This is a genomic window from Rhodoglobus aureus (assembly GCF_039527955.1).
GTDB lineage: Bacteria > Actinomycetota > Actinomycetes > Actinomycetales > Microbacteriaceae > Rhodoglobus > Rhodoglobus aureus.
The window spans coordinates 42260-60764 of the sequence record NZ_BAAAKW010000070.1 but is presented as its reverse complement, the minus strand read 5'-3'; the positions used below and the strand labels follow the sequence as shown (position 1 = coordinate 60764).

The 18505-nt window shown below is 61.4% G+C and carries 20 protein-coding genes; 11 read left to right on the top strand and 9 right to left on the bottom strand.

Annotated elements, in window-relative coordinates; translation table 11 throughout:
- Both ABD112_RS14160 and ABD112_RS14155 read left to right on the top strand, forming a co-directional pair.
- A partial coding sequence (locus ABD112_RS14160; protein ID WP_343926085.1) for an integrase core domain-containing protein occupies positions 1-104 on the top strand: 104 nt, incomplete at its 5' end.
- A gap of 83 nt (positions 105-187) precedes the next feature.
- Positions 188-643, top strand: coding sequence for a hypothetical protein (locus tag ABD112_RS14155; RefSeq protein ID WP_343926817.1), 456 nt, complete (start codon positions 188-190; stop codon positions 641-643).
- Between the two features lie 20 nt (positions 644-663).
- Here the strand turns inward: ABD112_RS14155 and ABD112_RS14150 are convergent, their stop codons facing one another.
- A complete protein-coding gene (locus ABD112_RS14150) occupies positions 664-1632 on the bottom strand; it encodes an L-lactate dehydrogenase (RefSeq protein WP_343926816.1) in 969 nt (322 codons plus the stop codon).
- A 99-nt stretch (positions 1633-1731) separates the two neighbouring features.
- Positions 1732-2481 (bottom strand): NAD(P)-dependent oxidoreductase, encoded by a 750-nt coding sequence (locus ABD112_RS14145; RefSeq protein ID WP_343926815.1) that lies wholly within the window; start codon positions 2479-2481, stop codon positions 1732-1734.
- 93 nt (positions 2482-2574) lie between these two features.
- On the opposite strand from ABD112_RS14145, the gene ABD112_RS14140 reads away from it, so the two are divergent.
- Complete coding sequence (locus ABD112_RS14140; protein ID WP_343926814.1) at positions 2575-3303, top strand: TetR/AcrR family transcriptional regulator; 729 nt, start codon at positions 2575-2577, stop codon at positions 3301-3303.
- On the opposite strand, the gene ABD112_RS14135 is transcribed toward ABD112_RS14140, so the two are convergent.
- On the bottom strand, positions 3300-4472 hold the full coding sequence (locus ABD112_RS14135; protein ID WP_343926813.1) for a MalY/PatB family protein: 1173 nt from the start codon (positions 4470-4472) through the stop codon (positions 3300-3302). The two genes, ABD112_RS14140 and ABD112_RS14135, sit on opposite strands and share 4 nt — an antisense overlap.
- Positions 4473-4529: 57 nt before the next feature.
- The gene (locus ABD112_RS14130) at positions 4530-5396 is read right to left on the bottom strand and encodes a PHP domain-containing protein (protein ID WP_343926812.1); all 867 of its coding nucleotides are present in this window, start codon (positions 5394-5396) and stop codon (positions 4530-4532) included.
- A gap of 33 nt (positions 5397-5429) precedes the next feature.
- On the opposite strand from ABD112_RS14130, the gene ABD112_RS14125 reads away from it, so the two are divergent.
- Both ABD112_RS14125 and ABD112_RS14120 read left to right on the top strand, forming a co-directional pair.
- Positions 5430-6443, top strand: coding sequence for an endonuclease/exonuclease/phosphatase family protein (locus ABD112_RS14125; RefSeq protein ID WP_343926811.1), 1014 nt, complete (start codon positions 5430-5432; stop codon positions 6441-6443).
- A 34-nt stretch (positions 6444-6477) separates the two neighbouring features.
- Positions 6478-7956: an aminopeptidase P family protein gene (locus ABD112_RS14120; protein WP_343926810.1), complete on the top strand. Its 1479-nt coding sequence runs from the start codon at positions 6478-6480 to the stop codon at positions 7954-7956.
- A 78-nt stretch (positions 7957-8034) separates the two neighbouring features.
- Here the strand turns inward: ABD112_RS14120 and ABD112_RS14115 are convergent, their stop codons facing one another.
- Positions 8035-8613, bottom strand: coding sequence for a YflT domain-containing protein (locus ABD112_RS14115; RefSeq protein WP_343926809.1), 579 nt, complete (start codon positions 8611-8613; stop codon positions 8035-8037).
- A 36-nt stretch (positions 8614-8649) separates the two neighbouring features.
- On the opposite strand from ABD112_RS14115, the gene ABD112_RS14110 reads away from it, so the two are divergent.
- From ABD112_RS14110 to ABD112_RS14100, 3 genes are read left to right on the top strand one after another with little or no spacing between them, the layout of a single operon-like run.
- The gene (locus ABD112_RS14110; RefSeq protein WP_343926808.1) at positions 8650-9981 is read left to right on the top strand and encodes a magnesium transporter MgtE N-terminal domain-containing protein; all 1332 of its coding nucleotides are present in this window, start codon (positions 8650-8652) and stop codon (positions 9979-9981) included.
- A complete protein-coding gene (locus tag ABD112_RS14105; protein WP_425563847.1) occupies positions 9968-10504 on the top strand; it encodes a DUF1003 domain-containing protein in 537 nt (178 codons plus the stop codon). The genes ABD112_RS14110 and ABD112_RS14105 overlap by 14 nt, the downstream gene beginning before the upstream one ends.
- Positions 10501-11652, top strand: coding sequence for a P-loop NTPase (locus tag ABD112_RS14100; protein WP_343926807.1), 1152 nt, complete (start codon positions 10501-10503; stop codon positions 11650-11652). Before ABD112_RS14105 ends, ABD112_RS14100 begins: the two co-directional genes overlap by 4 nt.
- A 72-nt stretch (positions 11653-11724) precedes the next feature.
- Here the strand turns inward: ABD112_RS14100 and ABD112_RS14095 are convergent, their stop codons facing one another.
- The gene (locus ABD112_RS14095) at positions 11725-11847 is read right to left on the bottom strand and encodes a hypothetical protein (RefSeq protein WP_343926806.1); all 123 of its coding nucleotides are present in this window, start codon (positions 11845-11847) and stop codon (positions 11725-11727) included.
- Between the two features lie 71 nt (positions 11848-11918).
- Between ABD112_RS14095 and ABD112_RS14090 the strand changes: the two genes are divergently transcribed.
- Positions 11919-12851: a LysR family transcriptional regulator gene (locus tag ABD112_RS14090; protein WP_343926805.1), complete on the top strand. Its 933-nt coding sequence runs from the start codon at positions 11919-11921 to the stop codon at positions 12849-12851.
- Positions 12852-12872: 21 nt separating this feature from the next.
- Here the strand turns inward: ABD112_RS14090 and ABD112_RS14085 are convergent, their stop codons facing one another.
- Together ABD112_RS14085 and ABD112_RS14080 are read right to left on the bottom strand one after the other, a co-directional pair.
- A complete protein-coding gene (locus ABD112_RS14085) occupies positions 12873-14363 on the bottom strand; it encodes a pyridoxal phosphate-dependent decarboxylase family protein (protein WP_343926804.1) in 1491 nt (496 codons plus the stop codon).
- 54 nt (positions 14364-14417) lie between these two features.
- A complete protein-coding gene (locus ABD112_RS14080; RefSeq protein WP_343926803.1) occupies positions 14418-15791 on the bottom strand; it encodes an MFS transporter in 1374 nt (457 codons plus the stop codon).
- 60 nt (positions 15792-15851) lie between these two features.
- Here ABD112_RS14080 and ABD112_RS14075 point away from each other — a divergent pair, with 60 nt between their 5' ends.
- Positions 15852-17414 (top strand): succinic semialdehyde dehydrogenase, encoded by a 1563-nt coding sequence (locus ABD112_RS14075; RefSeq protein ID WP_343926802.1) that lies wholly within the window; start codon positions 15852-15854, stop codon positions 17412-17414.
- On the opposite strand, the gene ABD112_RS14070 is transcribed toward ABD112_RS14075, so the two are convergent.
- Positions 17411-17800, bottom strand: coding sequence for a sec-independent translocase (locus tag ABD112_RS14070; RefSeq protein WP_343926801.1), 390 nt, complete (start codon positions 17798-17800; stop codon positions 17411-17413). The two genes, ABD112_RS14075 and ABD112_RS14070, sit on opposite strands and share 4 nt — an antisense overlap.
- A gap of 62 nt (positions 17801-17862) precedes the next feature.
- On the opposite strand from ABD112_RS14070, the gene ABD112_RS14065 reads away from it, so the two are divergent.
- Positions 17863-18495, top strand: a complete 633-nt coding sequence (locus ABD112_RS14065) for an O-methyltransferase (RefSeq protein ID WP_343926800.1) — start codon at positions 17863-17865, stop codon at positions 18493-18495.
- Positions 18496-18505 lie beyond the last annotated feature (10 nt).

Below are 18505 nucleotides of genomic sequence, written 5' to 3'. Positions count from 1 at the left end.
ACCCAGCCTGGCTCCACAGCTACAATCACCACAGACCCCACACAGGCATCGGCGGCCAAACACCATCAGACCGCATCCACAACCTCCCGGGGAACTACAGCTAGCCCTCTTGGCCCGTTTGGTCAACGACTGCACTTCTGACGGAGACCGGTCGGAGCTGGCCGAACTCATACCTTCGGTTATCGGCGTGACCAGCGCCGATCCGCGAGTGGAACTTCGCATCGCGCTGCGAGCGGCGACAATGGCGCTGCCAATTGCCAGCGAGGAACGTCAACGAGCGCTCGCAGTCGGCATCATTGCTATCCAGTCACAGCTGGCTAAATTTCAGCCCTTGGCTGACTCAACTCTGACGGTCGGTGTGGCTTCAGCTTTCGCTCAAGCTCCGTATGCCGAACATTGGGCGCGAAGGTTCATCGCTGAGCACGGTGTCGAACGTCGGGGTCGAGCCGTTACGCGAATGACCGAGTCCATCATCCGCACTGCGGTGCTTGGTATCGCCCAGGCCTGCTCGCCAAGCGCCAACGAGCGCATGAGAGTACTGCTCCGTAGCGCAATCGAGGATTGCCGCGTACTAGTCGACAGCAACTTCGCGGATGCTCAGTCGAACGCGTCAGGAATCGCTAAGCCAATCGCTGTCAGCTAGTGAAACGTACTCGTCGAGCCCTACCTCTGGCCTGACTTCGGTCGTAGCGAGTCGGCGACGCCACGGAGTGTGGTCGCCGACTCGGTGAGGAGGCGCATCTCCCTCTCGCTAAACGCGGTTTCCTTGATCGGGGTTGCCCCCGAAGCACTAACGATGCATGGCACCGAGAGCGCGACGCCACTGAGTCCGTGGAAGTCGGTGAGCACGGGAGCGACAGGCATGATGGAGTGTTTGTCGCCGAAAATGGCCTCGACGATATGGGCGGTCGACAAACCGATGGCGTAGTTCGTCGCGCCCTTGCCTTCGATCACCTTGTAGGCGGCGTCGCGGACGCCGATGGCGATTTCGTCGAGCTCCGCTTGCGTCATTCGCGGGTGGCCTTCGCGTTCCCATTCAAGAACCGGAACACCACCGATCGTGGCCCGCGACCATAGCGGGAATTCAGAGTCGCCGTGCTCTCCAACGATCGACGCGTGGACGCTGGATGGCGATACGCCTGCGCGTGCTGCGAGCTTCCACCGCAGACGTGAAGTGTCGAGCACTGTACCGGAAGCGAAAATACGCTCGGGCGGGAGGCCAGACTGCTCTTGGGCGAGCACCGTAAGCACATCGCAGGGGTTTGTCACGATGACGTAGATCGCGTCGGGAGCGACCTCCATGAGCTGCGGCATCATCGACCCCAGAATGCGAGCGTTGACGTCGGCAAGCTCAATGCGAGTCTGGCCGGGGTTCTGCTTTGCCCCAGCGGTGATCACGACGACGTGCGACCCCTTGACGACAGAAATATCACTTCCGCCCATTATCTGACTTGACCCCGTGAACTGTGTGCCGTGGGCTAGGTCGAGCACTTCGGCATCGACTTTCTTTGTAGCGATGTCGTACAGCGCGATCTGGCGGGCCGACCCCCTGATCAGGGCGGCATACGCGGCGCTTGCGCCCACACTGCCAGCTCCTACGATGGTGAGTTTTGAGTTCTCGACTACGCTCATGCGTTTAGTGTGCCACGACCGCTGATTGTCGTGCGTGCGCAAGAACGGGTACAGACACAGTGGGCCACGTCCGGTCGGGCGCTAGCCGGTTTTCGAAGGCTAGGCGTGAAGTGACGCCGCGTGCGCGAGGGCGGACCCGCTGCGGCATCCGACGATCGCAGGTGCTTGCCCAATGAGCGCGTCGTGCGTGATGGCTTCGACCATGAAGAGCGCGAAATCGGTGCGGCGGGTGAGGTTGCTGGCGAGAATGGGGTCGCCGACGTAGGTGCCCCAGACGGGGAGGCCTTCGCTCTCGCCTTCTTCGAGGTCGCTGCCGCGCACCAGAGTCCAGCGGGTCTTACTGGCGAAGACGCGGTCGGCGGCGCGAATCTGGTCGGCAATATCGACTGCGCGCACAAACTTGGCGAGCCACGATGCGATGGCTACGGTCGCCAAAAAGCGTCGTGAGTAGACGTCGGCGTCGCTCGCGCGCACATGCCAGCCACACGAAAAGATCAGTCGTGCTTGTGCTGGCGCAAAGTCGAGGACCGCCTGCGCGGTGCGGGAAGCATAGTTGCGCATACCCCAAGGCACGAGCACGGTGAGCACCGCGTCGGCGCCCGCAACGGCACGCTCGATGACGGCGCGATCGGAGGTCTCCCCCGGGATCACCGTGATGCTGTCGCCGAACTCTGCCAGCTTGGCGACGCTCTTCGGTCGACACACTCCGACGACGTCGTAGCCGCGGTCGAGCGCATGGCTGGCCATGTATTGCCCGAGTTTTCCTGAGATCCCCACGATGCAGACTCGTTTGCGCGTGGATGCCGTGCTCACGTCGTCGCGTTCCGGTGTGGCCTGTGGTGCGGTCACTGTCTGCTCCTTCGCCGTAGAATTACCTTACGATGTAAGATTACCTTACACGGTAAGATAGTCAAGTAGCGCACCGAAAGAAAGCGAGCCCACATGGTCGATCGAGGGACAGCGAAGCCAGCAGCAGCGAAGCCGACGAAGAAGCGCCCGCCCGTCTCCCGAGCATCTGTTCTCGCGGCCGCCCTTGACCTCGCAGACGCTGAGGGGGTCGAGGCCCTCACGATGCGAAAGCTTGCCGACCGCATCGGTGTCGAAGCAATGTCAATCTATTACCATCTGCCCAACAAAGACGCGATCCTCACGGGCCTCGTCGACATCGTTTTCGCCGAGATCGACCTGCCAGATAAAGCTGACGGATGGCGCACCGCAATGCACTCTCGCGCTCTCTCCGCCCGCGAGGTGCTCGTGCGTCACTCGTGGGCAGTCGGGCTCATGGACTCTCGCCGCGACCCCGGGCATGCCACCCTCCGTCACCATGATGCAGTGATCGGGGCACTCCGGGTCGGCGGATTCTCCATCGCCGGTGCCGCCCACGCGTTCTCCGCACTCGACAGCTACGTCTACGGATTCGTTCTCCAGCAGGTAAGTCTGCCGTTCAGCACGCCCGAAGAGCTCACGGAGGTTGCCGAATCGATCGTGCACGACATGACCGCTGACGAGTTTCCCCACTTGACGGAGATCGCAGTCGGTCACGCGATGTTGCCCGGCTACAGCTACGCCAACGAGTTCGAGATCGGGCTCGACCTCATCCTCGACTCGCTCGAACGGCGCCTCAGCACAGACGGCTGGAGCAGCACGCCCGCCTCAGCGCGCGTCTGCTAGGCGGTCATTGCCGCAGCGAGCTGCGCAACTATCCGCTCAAGGATGGGGCGCGAGGTCGCCAAGTTCACACGAATGTGGCCAGCACCAACAGCACCGTAGCCGACACCACCATTGACTCGGATGCCCGCCTTCTCGGCCAACATTTCCGCGAGTTCTGGCTCCTCCGAATACGCACGCAAGTCGACCCATGCCAGATAGGTGCCCTGCATCGGAGCCATCTGTGCGTCGGGAAGCTGTTCCGCGAGCGCTGCCCGCAGGTACTCAATGTTGCCCTCGACGTATTCGCGAACGTCACCCAGCCACGCCTCGCCCTCAAGGTAGGCAGCAGTGTTCAGGCGCATACCAGGGGTGCTTGCCCCGTGAGACGCCATCCAGCCAATCGTCTCCCAGAGAGAGCGATCGGTGTCATTGCTCAGGATGATCTGCGCACACTTGAGCCCGGGAAGGTTGAAAGCCTTTGACGTGCTTGTTGCGGTGATCGAGACACGTGCTCCGGCATCCGAGACGCTCGCTAGCGGTACATGGCGATTGCCGAACAGAGTGAGTGGGGAGTGAATCTCGTCGCTAAAGACGCGGGCGCCGTGGGCGTCAGCAACGTCGGCGAGCGCAGACAGTTCGTCGCGCGAGTAAACCTTGCCTGTGGGGTTTCCGGGGTTAGCGAGCACGAGCAGGTTGGCACCGGCAGCAAAGTGCTTGGCGATGCCGTCGAGGTCGAGCGCAAAGCTGCCATCGTCGCCGCGCAGCATGGGTGACTCGATGACTTCGCGGTCGAAGATCTTCGGGACGAGCAAGAACGGCATGTAGGCCGGGGTTGGCACGATCACGGGCGCCCCGGGCTTGCTGAATTCGACGATAGCCAGCTCAAGCCCTTTGATCACGTCGGCCAGCGGGAAGATGTCTGCGGCATCCACCGCCCAGCCGTACTGTTCGTTGTGCCATTTCGCTGTCGCAGCGCTCATCTCTCGCGCAACCGACTCATTGGGGTACCCGAATTCGAGACGCTCAGCGATCGACGCCCATTCGTGGAGAACAGCCGGCGCTGTGCCAAAGTCCATTTCCGCAACACCGGCACACAGCAGTTCACCTTCGGTCGCGGTCCATTTGTTGCTACCACGGCTCCGCAGCAGTTCCGGGGTGAGGGCGTTCCACTGCTCGGCGTTACTGGTCATACTGTCTCCTACTCGGCGGGGTGAATGGTGAGCGCTGACGTCGCGGCGGCGCAGTGTCTATGTCGTGGCGGTAGTGATGAATGGTTTCGATCCGGTTGCCCGCGCAATGATTTTGTCGAGCACCTCTGGATCGGTGGTGTTTTCCCCGAGGCGATTTGGCTTACCCATCCCGTGATAGTCGCTGGCCCCGGTGGCTTCCAACCCATACTTGGCGCACAGTTCGAGCAAGAATTCGCGGCCCTCGGGCAAGTTGTCTCGATGGTTGACTTCAAGTCCAAAAAGGCCTTCGTCTGCCAGCGATTTGATCACTGAACCGGTGAGTTGGCGGTACTTTCCGTGGGCTGCCGGATGCGCGAGCACGGGCACTCCGCCGGCGGCAACGATCATCTTCACTCCCTCGAGCGGGCTCGGGGCGTAGTACTTCTCGTAGTAGCCACCCTGCCAGTGCAGGATGCTCTCAAACGCCGCGCTGCGGTTGGCGACGTGCCCTTTGCGTACGAGTGCATCGGCAATGTGCGGCCGACCCAAGGTTGTTCCGTTTGACGATTCGGCGAGTACGTCATCCCAACTGATGTCATAGTCGAGAGCGATCTTCTCGACAATGCGTTCAGCCCGGCGCAGTCGACCATCCCGAATGCGTGCCGTCTCGGTGACGATGGTGCGGTTGAGGGGGTCAAAAAGGTAGGCGAGCACATGCACGCTCGCTGGGCCATAGTTGGTGCTCAGTTCCATGCCAGGAATCACGTTGATCTCTGAACTGGCGGCGGCCGAGATCGCCTCCTGCCAGCCCGCAGTGGAGTCATGGTCGGTGAGCGCGACAGTGCCGAGCCCCGCCCTCTTGGCAGACCGAACCAGCTGGGTAGGAGTTTCGGTGCCGTCAGACACCGCACTGTGAGTGTGCAGGTCGATCGGTGTGTTGCGCATTGTGCAAGCCTATTGCTCTAAGCTCAGGTCGCTATGTTTCAACGCATCCTTGCAGCGACCTTTATTGTCGCTATCGCCGCCGCCCTTATTGTCGCGGCTTGGCCTCAGCTGTTTTCTCTCGAACAGGCGGTGGGAGTCGCCCAAGTGGTTTCGCTGCGCGGCCTTGCTGCCGCCGTGGCATTTGTTGCGGTGCTGGGGTTGACGCTGATCTCTCTACTTTCGGTTCGCATGCACCGTTTCACGGCATCCCTCGCCATTGTCGCGCTCGCGTTCAGTGCGCTGAGCCTTGTTGTATTGGCAACGCGCGGTTTCGGCAACCCTGGGTTCGAGACCAAAGCTGAGGGCGATGTCACGGTGCTCTCGTGGAACACGCTCGGCGATGCGCCGGGCGCCTCGACTATCGCTGAACTCGCACTGCTGAATGATGCGGATGTCGTGACGCTGCCCGAAACTACCCGTGAGTTGGGCTTTGAGATTGCCCAGTTGATGGGCGACGCCGATCGCCCCATGTGGGTTCATACGCTCGCCTATGACGAGGTATCGAAGTCGCGTTCCACGACGATTCTGATCAGCGCAGCGTTGGGCGAATACGATGTTGACCTCTCTACCCGCACCACATCGACACTGCCCAGCCTGGTGGCGGTGCCGCAAGATGGCGAAGGCCCCACGTTTATTGCGGTGCATGCTGTTTCGCCGATTAATGGCGAAATGACTAATTGGCGCAACGACCTCGAGTGGCTTGCCGAACAGTGCCGCTCAAGCAACATCATTCTGGCCGGCGATTTCAACTCAACGCTCGATCACTATGCCTCACTCACCGACGGCGCAGACTTTGCGCTCGGCAGTTGCATCGATGCCGCCTCCGTTACCGACAATGCTGCGATCGGCACTTGGCCGACACAGCTGCCAGCATTACTTGGGGCCCCGATCGACCACGTGATGTCCTCGAGCGACTGGTCGACTTCTGGGATGCGTGTCATCGAGTCTCACGATGGCAATGGGAGCGACCACCGGCCGATCCTGGCCACCCTCTCGCCAACCCAATAGTGCCTTTTAGCCCCCTAGGGGCGACACTAGATGTATGGCAGATTCATCAGCACCCACCCCCCGCGCGACCTCTAACCGCTCAACGACTCCCCAGTCTTCAGGATTCTCTGACTACATCTCTTCTGGATGGGCTGAGCGCGTTGAAGTCGATGTAATTCCGCGCGATCAGGCAGCGTTTGCTGCTGACCGCCGCGCCCGACTCTCGCAGCTCCACCCGGGCAAGCGACTGATTGTTCCGGCCGGCGCCGCCAAAGTTCGTTCCAACGACACTGACTACCCATTCCGTGCTCACTCCACCTTCGCCCACCTCACCGGTTGGGGCTCAGATGTCGTACCCGGCAGTGTGCTCGTGATGGAGCCGACTGATGCTGGCCACACCGCCACCCTCTACTTTCGCCCGGCCGCTGGCCGCGACACCACCGAGTTTTATGCGAACTCGGATGTCGGAGAATTTTGGACCGGCCCACGCCCGTCGCTCAGCAACGTAGCAACCGATCTCGGCCTCGAGACTCTGCCACTTGCTGACTTTGAGGCTGTGCTCGACCTCGTCGATGCCACAACGCTCATCGTGCGCGATGGTGACCGCGACGTGACCGATCAGGTTGATGGTCGCCGTCTCCTGACCGCCGATTCTGAAGCCCTTGAGCACGACGGCGATAGCGACCTCAGCCGCGATTTGAGCGAGCTGCGTCTCGTGAAGGATGCCTACGAGGTTGAAGAAATGCGCGCTGCGGTCAACGCCACCCAGCAGGGTTTCAACGATGTGGTTGCCGACCTGCCCAACATTGTTGTGCACGCTCGCGGTGAGCGCCTCGTGGAGGGCACCTTCAACCGTCGCGCTCGCGCCGAAGGCAACACCGTCGGCTACGACACGATCGCCGCATCAGGTCCGCACGCCTGTGTACTGCACTGGACCCGCAACGACGGCCCCGTGAAGCCTGGCGACCTGATCCTGATCGATGCTGGCATCGAGCTCGACAGCTACTACACCGCAGATATCACTCGCACGCTGCCCATCAGCGGAACGTTCACCGAGATTCAGCGTCGCGTGTACGACGCTGTGTTGGAAGCGGCAGACGCTGCGTTTGCGATCGTGCGCCCCGGAATCAAGTTCCGCGACATCCACGCCGAAGCAATGCGAGTAATCGCTGAGAAGACCGCCGAGTGGGGCCTGCTGCCTGTTTCTGCCGCAGAGTCGATGCTTCCGGACAACCAGTTCCACCGTCGTTATATGGTTCACGGCACCAGCCATCACCTCGGCATTGACGTGCACGACTGCGCTGCAGCTCGTCGCGACATGTACCTCGATGGTGTGCTTGAGCCCGGCATGGTCTTCACGATCGAACCCGGCCTCTACTTCCAGCCTGACGACCTCACCGTTCCCGAGGAGTACCGCGGCATTGGTGTGCGCATCGAAGACGACATTCTCGTGACAGAAGATGGCGCCGAAAACATGTCGGTCAACATCCCGCGAACCGCGGATGCCGTCGAAGCGTGGATCGCCCGCTCGTAGTTCTGAAGGCGCGCGTCAGCGAAAGCTCGGCGCGCGCCTAACCACCGGCCACGACTTCACGCTACGCGGCAGTAGCCGCTATTTGCCGGTCTCGTCGGAGTCGTTGCTGTCGATCGCGTCTGATGGGCTTGGCACGTGCGGTGCCGCGTGCACACCATGCAGCCCAGCAGGGGCAGTGCCAAGAACGCGGTGCGCCTTGGCTGCGAGATCGGACGAGATGATGATCTCGTAGCGATCGGCGATGAGTTGTGACGTTGCCGCATAGTCGCGACGCTTGCGCATCATGGAGTAGTTGACGACTCCGAAGATCATTCCAATGCCCGCACCGGTAAGGATCGCGGCGAAGAAGATGCCAATCTGCTGCGGCGTTACCGGCGCGATGATCGTGGTGATCAGGCCGAAAAACATACCGAGCCACGCTCCCGTAGTCGCGCCAGCGAGTGCTCCACGGCCGTAGCTGAGGCGGGTCGTGACTACCTCGACGGTGGTGAGGTCGCGACCGACGATGGCGATGCCCTTAACGTCGAATTCTGCTTTGGCGAGCTGGTTGATTACGCTCTGTGCGTCGGTATAGCTGTTGTAGCTGCCGAGAACGTCTCCGCGCGGCACGCTCGACTGTTGCCGCGCACGGCGGGAGAATCCACTGAAGTTACTCATCGGTTCATTGTCCCATGCAAGGGTATGGTTTTAGTTGTGAGCACCTCAAGAGTATTCGTCGCCCGATTGGTGGGCTGCTCGGTCTTCGACCCCAATGGAGACCGCGTTGGCAAGGTTCGCGATGTGCTCGTTGTCGAGCGCTCTGATGCGAGTCCGCGCGTTGTCGGAATGATTGCCGAAGTTCCGGGCAAGCGTCACGTTTTTCTCTCCATTGGCCGAGTGACAAGCATCGGCTCTGGGCAGATCATCACCACGGGCCTCCTCAATCTGCGTCGCTTTGAGCTGCGTGGTGGCGAGATCCGTGTAATGGCAGAACTGCTCGGCCGCCGCGTCGGTATGCGCGATGGTTCTGGCGAAGCCCAAATCGAAGACGTCGCGATCGAAGAGGTCGACATTGGCGAGTGGGAGATCAACCAGCTCTTCCTGCGTCGCCCCAAGGCCACTGGCGCACCGCTCTTTGCCAAGGGCGCCACCGATTTTGCTGCGTGGGATGAAATCAAACACAACGCGCATAAGGGTGAGGCACAGTCGGCTACCCAGCTCGTTGCGAGCTTCTCTGATCTCTTGCCTGCCGACCTTGCTAACGCCATGCTCGAACTTCCTGAGCAGCGCATGATGGAAGTCGCGGAAGAACTCTCCGATGATCGTCTCGCCGACGTGCTCGAAGAGATGCCCGAAAAAGAGCAAGTTGACCTGCTCAACAAGCTCGATGACAATCGTGCTGCCGACGTTCTCGATCAGATGCAGCCGGATGACGCGGCCGACCTTATCGCCCACCTCACCGATGAGCGTGGCGAGACTCTCCTCGATCTCATGGAGCCCGAAGAAGCCGAAGACGTTCGTTTTCTCCTGACCTACGACTCCGACACTGCCGGTGGGCTCATGACCACCGAGCCCATCATTGTGTCTGCTGACGCCACGGTTGCTGAGGGCCTTGCCCTCATCCGTCGACACGAACTTGCCCCGGCACTGGGAGCCGCAATCTGCGTCACACTGCCGCCCTACGAACCACCGACCGGTCGCTTGCTTGGCATGGTTCATTTTCAGCGGATGCTGCGCTACCCACCCAATGAACGACTCGGTGCTTTGATCGACCAGTCCCTTGAGCCGGTACGCTCGTCGACAACAGCGGCAGAAGTTTCGCGCATCCTCGCCAGCTACGACCTGGTGTCAGTTCCCGTGGTTGATGACAACCATCGACTGCTCGGGGTGGTGACCATTGACGACGTGCTTGACCATCTGCTTCCCGATGACTGGCGAAGTACCACCGACGAGTCGGCCAGCTTCGACGACACTTCTACAAGACCGCTAACCATCGTTCAGCAGAAAGCAATTCGCGCAGGGAGGGCACCACGTGGCACCAGCTAAACGGTCACTTCGATCACAGCGCAACGAACTGCGCCTTGACACTCCCAAGGGTCTTCGCAGCGGTTTTGGCATGTTCCAAAGTCGCGATCGCATGGGGCGGTACTCCGAAGCTTTCGCTCGCGGCATGGGCACGCCGTGGTTTCTGGTTGGGCTATCCGCCTTCGTTGGCGTGTGGTTGATTTACAACACCAGCGCACCAATTGGCGCCCAGTTTGACCCCCGCGCCACCAACTTCACGTTGCTGACGCTGATCCTGTCGCTGCAGGCGTCGTACGCGGCACCAATGATTCTGCTCGCCCAGAACCGTCAAGATGACCGGGACCGTGTTCAGATCGAGCAAGATCGTCAGCGTGCCGAGCGCAACCTCAACGACACCGAATACCTCGCCCGCGAAGTTGTTGCGCTGCGTTTGGCAATGACCGATTTGGCCAGCAAAGACTTCATTCGTTCAGAACTCCGCGCACTGCTCGAAGAACTCGAAAAAGATACCGAGGCCGACGATGAGAGCTCGGCGTCTTCGTGACCGCTGAGTTCGACGACGGTTCACCCAACACCAGTCCGCTAGAGGCTGCGGTGCTTCAGTCGCTGGCCTCCGTGATTGATCCCGAGATTCGTCGCCCGGTGACGGAGCTCGACATGATCTCTGGCGTTTCGGTCGATGACGCTGGTGCGGCATCCGTGGGTCTCACTTTGACGATTGTCGGATGCCCAGCCGCGACCTCGATCGAACGCGACGTGCGCGAGGCTACCGCCCGTGTGCCGGGCATCTCTGAGGTGACGGTGACCGTGTCGATCATGTCGCGCGCTCAACGCGATGCCCTCACCGAGAAGCTGCGTAAGGGGCGCCCCAAGACGATGCAGTTCGGGCCCGATTCGCTGACCCAGATTGTGGCAGTGACAAGCGGCAAGGGTGGCGTGGGCAAGTCGACGCTCACGGCGAACCTGGCGGTCTCGCTTGCCCAGAGCGGCTTGCGGGTCGGTGTGATTGATGCCGACGTATTTGGCTTCTCGATTCCTGGGCTGCTTGGCCTGCGGGGAGCAAAGCCCACGCAGGTAGGCGAGATGATTTTGCCGCCGGTCGCGTACGACGTGAAGGTGATTTCGATCGGCATGTTTGTCGAAGAGAACACTGCGGTGTCGTGGCGTGGCCCAATGCTGCACCGCACCATTCAGCAATTCTTGACCGATGTGTTCTTCGGCGACTTGGATGTGCTGCTGCTCGACCTTCCACCCGGCACCGGCGATGTGGCGATCTCGCTCGGGCAGTTGCTGCCCCATTCTGACGTTGTGGTCGTCACGACCCCACAATCAGCGGCTGCTGATGTCGCCGAACGAAGCGGACTCGTTGCCCGCCAAACGGGTCAGCGCGTGATCGGCGTCATCGAAAACATGGCCGGGCTCCCCCAGCCCGACGGCAGCGTACTCGAACTGTTCGGTTCAGGCGGTGGGGCGGATGCCGCAGCCAAGCTCTCCACGCCAGACGAGCCAGTGACAGTGTTGGCTTCGATCCCGCTGAGCATCGCCCTTCGCGAAGGTGGCGACTCTGGGGTTCCCGTAGTGATCGCTGCTCCTGAGGATCCGGCGGCCCAGGTCATCCACACTCTGGCTGCCACTCTCCGGTCGCACAAGCGCAGCGTCGCTGGTCGCAAGCTGGGGCTCAGCACAAATTAGCGGCGGTGCCCGTTAACGCAAAAACACCACAGCTCTAGTTGCTGTGGTGTTGCGTGTACCGGCTGGCGGTGGCTACGGCATCTGGTGGTAGCGGCGGGTGGGGATGCGACGGTATCCGTCGGTTGCTACGGCACGCACGGTTGCGATGATGCCGAATGCGGACAAGGCCCCAATGATGACGAGTTCGATGTTCATGTCTATATTTCATCGCGAATAACCTGTTAGAACAAGATGATCTTTCTTATCTAACTATGTAGGCTATCTACATGGAGATACGTCGACTGGAACTGCTGCGCGAACTAGCCGACCGCGGCAGCATCACCGCGGTCGCGAAGGCAACGATGCGCACGCCATCCGCCGTTTCACAGCAACTCAAAATTCTGGAACGCGAGGCCGGCATCCCCCTCACTGAACGTGTTGGCCGGGGCATCGTGCTCACCTCCGCAGGCCGCGCTCTCGCCCAGACAGCAGCCGATGTGGCGACAGCAATCGAGAAGGCTGAAGCGCTCTGGAACGACTTTCGTGAGTCTCCCCGCGGTGAAGTCACGATGACGATCTTTCCCACCGGTGGCGAGATGCTGCTGCCCGGGCTTCTGCACTCGGTAGATCGTCTCGCGGGACTCAAGCTGTACTGCAACGACCAAGACTCGGTGCTCGAAGACGTGGCCAACCTCACCGCCGACTACGACGTGGTCGTCTCCGACTCCCCCCACGTTCTGCCGGCCTGGACCGAACGCGGGCTCGCCATTGTTCCTCTCATGCGGGAGTCGTTGGATGTCGCGCTCCCCGAAGATCATCCTCTCGGTCGCAAAGCGGCGCTCACCCCTGCAGACCTGATTGACGAAACCTGGATCGGCGTGCCCTCCGGTTTACCATTCGACCGCATCCTGCGACGCATCGAAGCCGCCAACGGTGCCCCAGCAAAGGTCGCCCAGCGACTCACCGACAACAGCATTGTCGAAGCTGTTGTTGCGGCCGGGCATGGGATCGCGATCTTGCCGCGCTTCACCACCCGAGATCGCGAAAACGGTCTCATCACACGGCCGCTCAAAGGCGTGCCGTCTTCGCGACTCATCTCAGCCTTGCTTCGCCCCGACCGAGCCGAGCGCCCCTCAGTGCGTGCGGTCGTGAAAGCTCTCGTCGATGAAGCTACGCGCTTCGAACGCGAGCACACCGCCGAAGGCACTCAAAAGAACTAAAGCCCCCGCGGTGTCGCCGCACTAACTCGTGGGTTCCACTAGGCGTGCCAGCAGTTCGGTGAGCAAGCGCTCCGTGAGCGGTGCGGGTAACGCACCAATCAACGCGAGCAGGGGCGCCATACGCTCCGGGAGGCCGTCGCTAGCGCCGGCAAGACCGATTGCGGCGAGCACCTGTGCTGCCTGCTCAGAGCTGAGCGGGCGAGCATCCGGAGCAGACAACGCCGCCCCCACCTCGGCGGGCAGGGCTGCGAGCGCGACTTCAGCAGACACCGCAGGGATTCCGCGAACTTCGTCAGCTGCGGATCGCAGGGCGGTGCTCAATTCGTCGAGCACACTCTCGGTTACGGGGGTAATTGTGAGATGAGTTGTCGCCGGCAGAATGGTGCCGTCACTCTGCACGAGTGAAGGCTGCAGCTGCAGCAAGAAACCATGCTCTCGCGTCTGGTCGGCCCAGTGATGTGCATCGACCCTGCGGTCAGCCGCGACAACTTCATCGGATGCCACAGCCAACAGCGGACCCACCGGGTCGCCAACAACGCGGAGGCCCTCAATCCCGTCGATGACGTCGCGCAGGGCACGAGTGGAGCGCGCGCACGACTCGGAGAGCTCGGCCAGACCGCTCGTGCCGAGTGCCTGAATGATGGCCCAGGCCGCAGCCAACGGACCAGCCGACTTCGAGCCCAGAATCGTGGGGTTCACGATCGGGTAGCCCGGCCAGCGGGTGGTGGCAAAGTATTGTGCGCGCTGGCGGTCGCGGTCGCGCTGGAGCAGCACCGATGCTCCCTTGGGCGCATAACCAAACTTGTGCAGGTCGGCGCTAATGCTCGTGACGCCAGGGACCGTGAAGTTCCACGGCTCGACGCCCTCCCAGAAGGGCAACACCCATCCTCCGATACACGCATCAACGTGGCAGGCGATGCCGTGTTCGGCCGCCGCCGCCGCGACCTCCACCACCGGATCCATCGCCGCGTGAGCGTAGCTCGGCGCCGACACCACAACGATCGCAACATCATCGCCAAACCGGGCAATCACATCCTTCGCAGCAACGACACCGTCGAGTCCAACCGGAACCAGATCGAGCTCAAGTCCAAAGTAATGCGCGGCCTTCTGGAATGCCGCATGCACCGTTACCGGAGCCAGCAACCTCGGCGTGCCAGCGCGCGCAGAAGACCCAGTACCGCGCCACACATCGCGGGCGGTCTTGACGGCCAGCAGGCAGCTCTCGGTACCTCCCGTGGTTACCGTGCCGACGACATCCGCATCGCCGCCGAGCAGGTTCCGCGCAAACTCAATCACTTCGCGCTCCATCACAGCGACCGAAGTGAACGTTGTCGGGTCGAGGCCGTTCACGGGTTGCACGGCACGAATGGCACTGGCGGCCAGTTCGTCGAGCTCAGCCAACCCCGAGTCGTAGACATAGGACAGCACGCGCCCACCGTGAGTTGGCGCATCCGCACGACGCAGCTCGCCTAGTCGTTTCAGGATGTCGGCGGGTTCGTGGTCGAAGTTCATGATGCTCCTAAGCATTCGTCGCGGGTCAGACGTGAGCGAGAAAGTGTCAGTGGGTTAGTTGTCAGCGAGGTTGGCGCGGACAGAGTCGCTGTCCGCGTGCTCGATGTCGTGTCGGCGCAGTGGGTAGCGCGCAAAGGTCAGCAGCGATACACCGATGATCACGGCGGGCACGATGCTGAAGCTGATGATTATGCCTGCGATCGCCGAATCGGGTTGAGCCACCAGCTGATTCGCCACCGATTCGACGTAACCGGATGTCGCGAGCACAATGGTCAGCACTGTTGCTCCGAGTGCCATGCCGGTGGTCTCGCCCGCAGTCCAGACTCCTCCGAAGGTGCCGGCTGAAGCGATCTTGTGACGGCGCGAGTCGTGGGAGATCACGTCGGGCAGCATCGACATCGGCAGAGCCTGCATTCCGGCGTAGCCTGCTCCGGCGAGCGCGACGGGAGCGTAGATCCATGCGCCGGGCCACCACAGTTGCAACACGATGAGCAACGCTGCGACGCCGTAGAGAGCAGAAGCCCACACGAACGCTCGCTCCTTACCGATGCGGCGCGAAATTGCCGCCCAAACCGGGGCGAAGATCAAAGCCGGGCCAATGAGGGAAACAAAGAGAATCGCGACTCCGGCACCAAGCACCCAGGTGGCCACGTACTGAGCACCGGCGAGCATCACTCCGGTGGCCAAGCCTTGCAGCAGGAAAGTCAGCAGCAGCGCCCGGAAGGGTTGGCTGCGCTTGAGCGCGGCAACTCCGGCCCGGTAGGTTGCGGCAATCGACACTGTCGGCGCAGAAGCCACCGTGCCCGTCGGGGCAACAAACGAGGAGATAATGAGCGAGACGCCGATGAGTGCTGCAGCGGAGAGCGCCATCACGAGGTAGCCGAGCCGTTCATCCGCAAAGGCATCACGAATCTCTGGCGCCCCAGCCCCGAAGAGCAGGATCGCGATGGTCAGCACCACCACGCGGGTAGCCAGCAACTTGGTGCGCTGGTCGTAGCCGCTCGTCAGTTCGGCGGGTAACGCGATGTAGGGCACCTGAAACATGCTGAAGGCGGTCGCGGCGGCAACAAAAGCCAAGAAAACCCAGATGCCCGAGGCAACAGGACCAATGCCTGCTGGAACCGCGAACGTCAGCACGAAAAGTATGGGCAGCAGGATCGCACCCAAGAGCATCACCGGTCGACGCGTTCCGCGATGGGCAAGGCTGCGATCGCTTCTGGCACCGATCACCGGATCAATCAGCACGTCCCAGACTTTGGCAATCGTCACCAAGATTCCCGCGGCGAGAGCGGCGATCCCGAGGGTGTCTGTCAGGTAATACACCAGCACAAGGCCAGGCAGGGCAGCAAAGCCTCCCGTGCCCAAAGAGCCGATGGCATAGGTGGCAATTGTGCGTCGAGTCAGAGTTCGCGGTGCTGCGGTCGTCATCTTTGTGAGCCTATCGCTACACACCGCCGAAATTGTGGCTCCCCGTCTTAGTGTTGGGGCATGTCGCCAAACACTCTTGCCGCACTCGTTGGAGCTCGACGCCGTGACGCACTCGTCGCCCAACTGAGCCTCACATCCTCCGACACCGCTACCGTCATTGCGCCATTCACCGGGCAACCCCTGCATGAGCTGCCACTGAGCTCGATCAGCGACGTTCAGGATGCCGCAGCATCCGCTCGTCAAGCCCAGCGTGCGTGGAAATCAGCCGGCTTCGCCCACCGCCGCCGCGTGCTGCTCCGCGCCCACGATCTGTTGCTGGAGCGCCGCGAAGAGCTACTCGACCTGCTACAGACCGAGTCAGGCAAGACCAGAGGTCAGGCCTTTGAAGAGATATTTCAAGCCGCAACGGTCACGCGTTACTACGCTCTCTCGGCACAACGAGTGCTGTCCACGAAACGGCGTCGCGCTGGTATCCCCCTACTCATGAGCACCCGTGTCAGCTACTCGCCTAAGCAACTTATTGGGGTCGTCACGCCGTGGAACTATCCGATCGCCCTCGGCACCATGGATATTGTTCCGGCGCTCGCTGCCGGAAGCGCAGTGATCCAGAAGATAGACAATCAAGGCGCCCTCTCAATGCTCGCGACCCGTGAGGCGTACATTGACGCCGGAGTCCCCGCCGAAGTCTGGCCCATCGTTACAGGCCCCGGCAGCAAAGTAGGCAACGCCGTAATCGACAGTTGCGACTACGTCTGTTTTACAGGCTCAACACCCACCGGCACTAAAGTTGGCGAACGCGCCGCGGGCCGACTCATCGGTGCATCGCTCGAGCTTGGCGGCAAAAACCCGTTGCTCGTGCTCGCCGACGCCGACCCCGCTCGGGCTGCCGCGGACGCCGTCTACGCCTGTTACGCGTCCATGGGCCAGTTGTGTGTCTCCATTGAACGCATCTACGTGCACGAGTCAATTGCCACAGAGTTCACGCGAGAGTTCGCCACCAGAGTCACTGACCTCAACCAGACCGCAGCCCTCGACTTCTCCGGCGATGTCGGTTCCCTCACCTCAGCAGCCCAGCTTGAGCGGGTGCAGCAGCACGTCGACGATGCCCTAGCGAAGGGCGCGATCGTGCATGCTGGCGGGTATGCCAGACCCGAGATCGGCCCATACTTCTTCGCTCCAACGGTGCTCAGCAATGTCACTGAAGACATGCAGTGCTATGCGAACGAAACCTTTGGGCCAGTCGTCGCTATTGCGACAGTCGCGAGTGACGCTGAAGCAATCGACCGGGCTAACGACAGCGACTTCGGTTTGAACGCATCCATCTTCAGCGGATCCATTGCCCACGCTCGCCGCCTCGCCGACCGACTGGATGCTGGCAGCGTGAACATCAATGAGGGCTACCGTGGCAGCTTTTCGAGTGTCGACGCACCCATGGGCGGCATGAAGAGCTCAGGACTCGGCCGCCGCAATGGACCAGAGGGGATCTTGCGGTTCGTGCAATCACGCACAGTGTCGCAGTCGAATGGCATTCTTCAATTGCCGCGAACTGGCGCCGAGTGGGCTGCGATGGCAGGCATCATGATTACCCTGCTGAGCGTTCTCAAGTTCTTGCGCCAGCGCTAGGTTGCTTCGCTATCGAATGGCGCTTTCTCGCCAGTAGCGAGTTCGCTCTTGCCCTCGGCGAGGGCAGCCTGACGCTCCGCATAGGCTGTTGAACGTGGCGGGCGTACTTTTACGGGAGGCGTGTCGTCGTCGTCGTCAAGCAGGGCATCGCGGATGATGCGGCGCGGGTCATACTGCCGAGGATCGAGTTTCTTCCAGTCGATGTCGTCGAAGTCAGGACCCATCTCGTCACGCATGCGGTCTTTCGCCCCATTGGCCATATCGCGCAGGGATCGAACGAGCCGAGCGAGCTGAGACGCGTAATACGGCAAGCGTTCTGGGCCAAGCAAAAAGACAGCAATGAGCCCAATAATGAGTAGCTTGTCGAAACTAAGACCAAAGGACACCCGTTTAGCTTACCGGCGGCAACGCCTGCTGCGTCTACAGTTGAGGCAGTGATAGGAGCAATGTGTCAGACAAGCAGCTGAGCTGGAAGTACGCCGAGGAGTTCGTTGTCGAACGCCCAGAAATCGCGGCAGCACGTGTGCACTCTAGCGAACTCGGCATCGAAGCCGTCTCCCCGGCAGTAGGAGCGCAACTAGCTCTGCTGGCGGCGGCGACCAGCGCCAAGAGCATCATCGAAGTCGGCACCGGCGTTGGCATCAGTGGGCTATGGATGCTCGCCGGAAGCCCAACAGCACTGCTCACCACCATTGACTCTGAGCTCGATCACCAGCAGGTGGCCCGCGCTGTATTCGCTGAAGCGAATATTCCCGCAAACCGGGTTCGCCAGATCGGCGGGAAAGCTGCCGAAGTCTTGCCCCGCATGAACGAGTCAAGCTACGACCTGGTGTTCATCGATGCCGACCCACAGTCAGTGATCGAATATGTCGAACACGGCCTGCGACTCGTGCGTCCCGGTGGCGTGGTTGCTGTTGCTCACGCCCTCTGGCGCGACCGCGTCGCCGACCCGGCACAGCGCGACGCAACAGTCTCACACTTCCGTTCGCTGCTCACAGAGATCGCCCAATCCGAGGCAGTGATCAGTTCTCTGATTCCCGTCGGCGACGGGCTATTGCAGCTCACCAAACTCAGCGACTAGCTGACTCTCA

Excerpts from the sequence above, each read along its gene's own strand:
- ABD112_RS14095 (WP_343926806.1), bottom strand. The coding sequence starts at position 11,847 with ATGAACATCGAACTCGTCATCATTGGGGCCTTGTCCGCATTCGGCATC.
- ABD112_RS14090 (WP_343926805.1), top strand. The coding sequence starts at position 11,919 with ATGGAGATACGTCGACTGGAACTGCTGCGCGAACTAGCCGACCGCGGC.
- ABD112_RS14130 (WP_343926812.1), bottom strand. The coding sequence starts at position 5,396 with ATGCGCAACACACCGATCGACCTGCACACTCACAGTGCGGTGTCTGAC.
- ABD112_RS14075 (WP_343926802.1), top strand. The coding sequence starts at position 15,852 with ATGTCGCCAAACACTCTTGCCGCACTCGTTGGAGCTCGACGCCGTGAC.
- ABD112_RS14135 (WP_343926813.1), bottom strand. The coding sequence starts at position 4,472 with ATGACCAGTAACGCCGAGCAGTGGAACGCCCTCACCCCGGAACTGCTG.
- ABD112_RS14085 (WP_343926804.1), bottom strand. The coding sequence starts at position 14,363 with ATGAACTTCGACCACGAACCCGCCGACATCCTGAAACGACTAGGCGAG.
- ABD112_RS14115 (WP_343926809.1), bottom strand. The coding sequence starts at position 8,613 with ATGAGTAACTTCAGTGGATTCTCCCGCCGTGCGCGGCAACAGTCGAGC.
- ABD112_RS14150 (WP_343926816.1), bottom strand. The coding sequence starts at position 1,632 with ATGAGCGTAGTCGAGAACTCAAAACTCACCATCGTAGGAGCTGGCAGT.
- ABD112_RS14125 (WP_343926811.1), top strand. The coding sequence starts at position 5,430 with ATGTTTCAACGCATCCTTGCAGCGACCTTTATTGTCGCTATCGCCGCC.
- ABD112_RS14080 (WP_343926803.1), bottom strand. The coding sequence starts at position 15,791 with ATGACGACCGCAGCACCGCGAACTCTGACTCGACGCACAATTGCCACC.
- ABD112_RS14120 (WP_343926810.1), top strand. The coding sequence starts at position 6,478 with ATGGCAGATTCATCAGCACCCACCCCCCGCGCGACCTCTAACCGCTCA.
- ABD112_RS14140 (WP_343926814.1), top strand. The coding sequence starts at position 2,575 with ATGGTCGATCGAGGGACAGCGAAGCCAGCAGCAGCGAAGCCGACGAAG.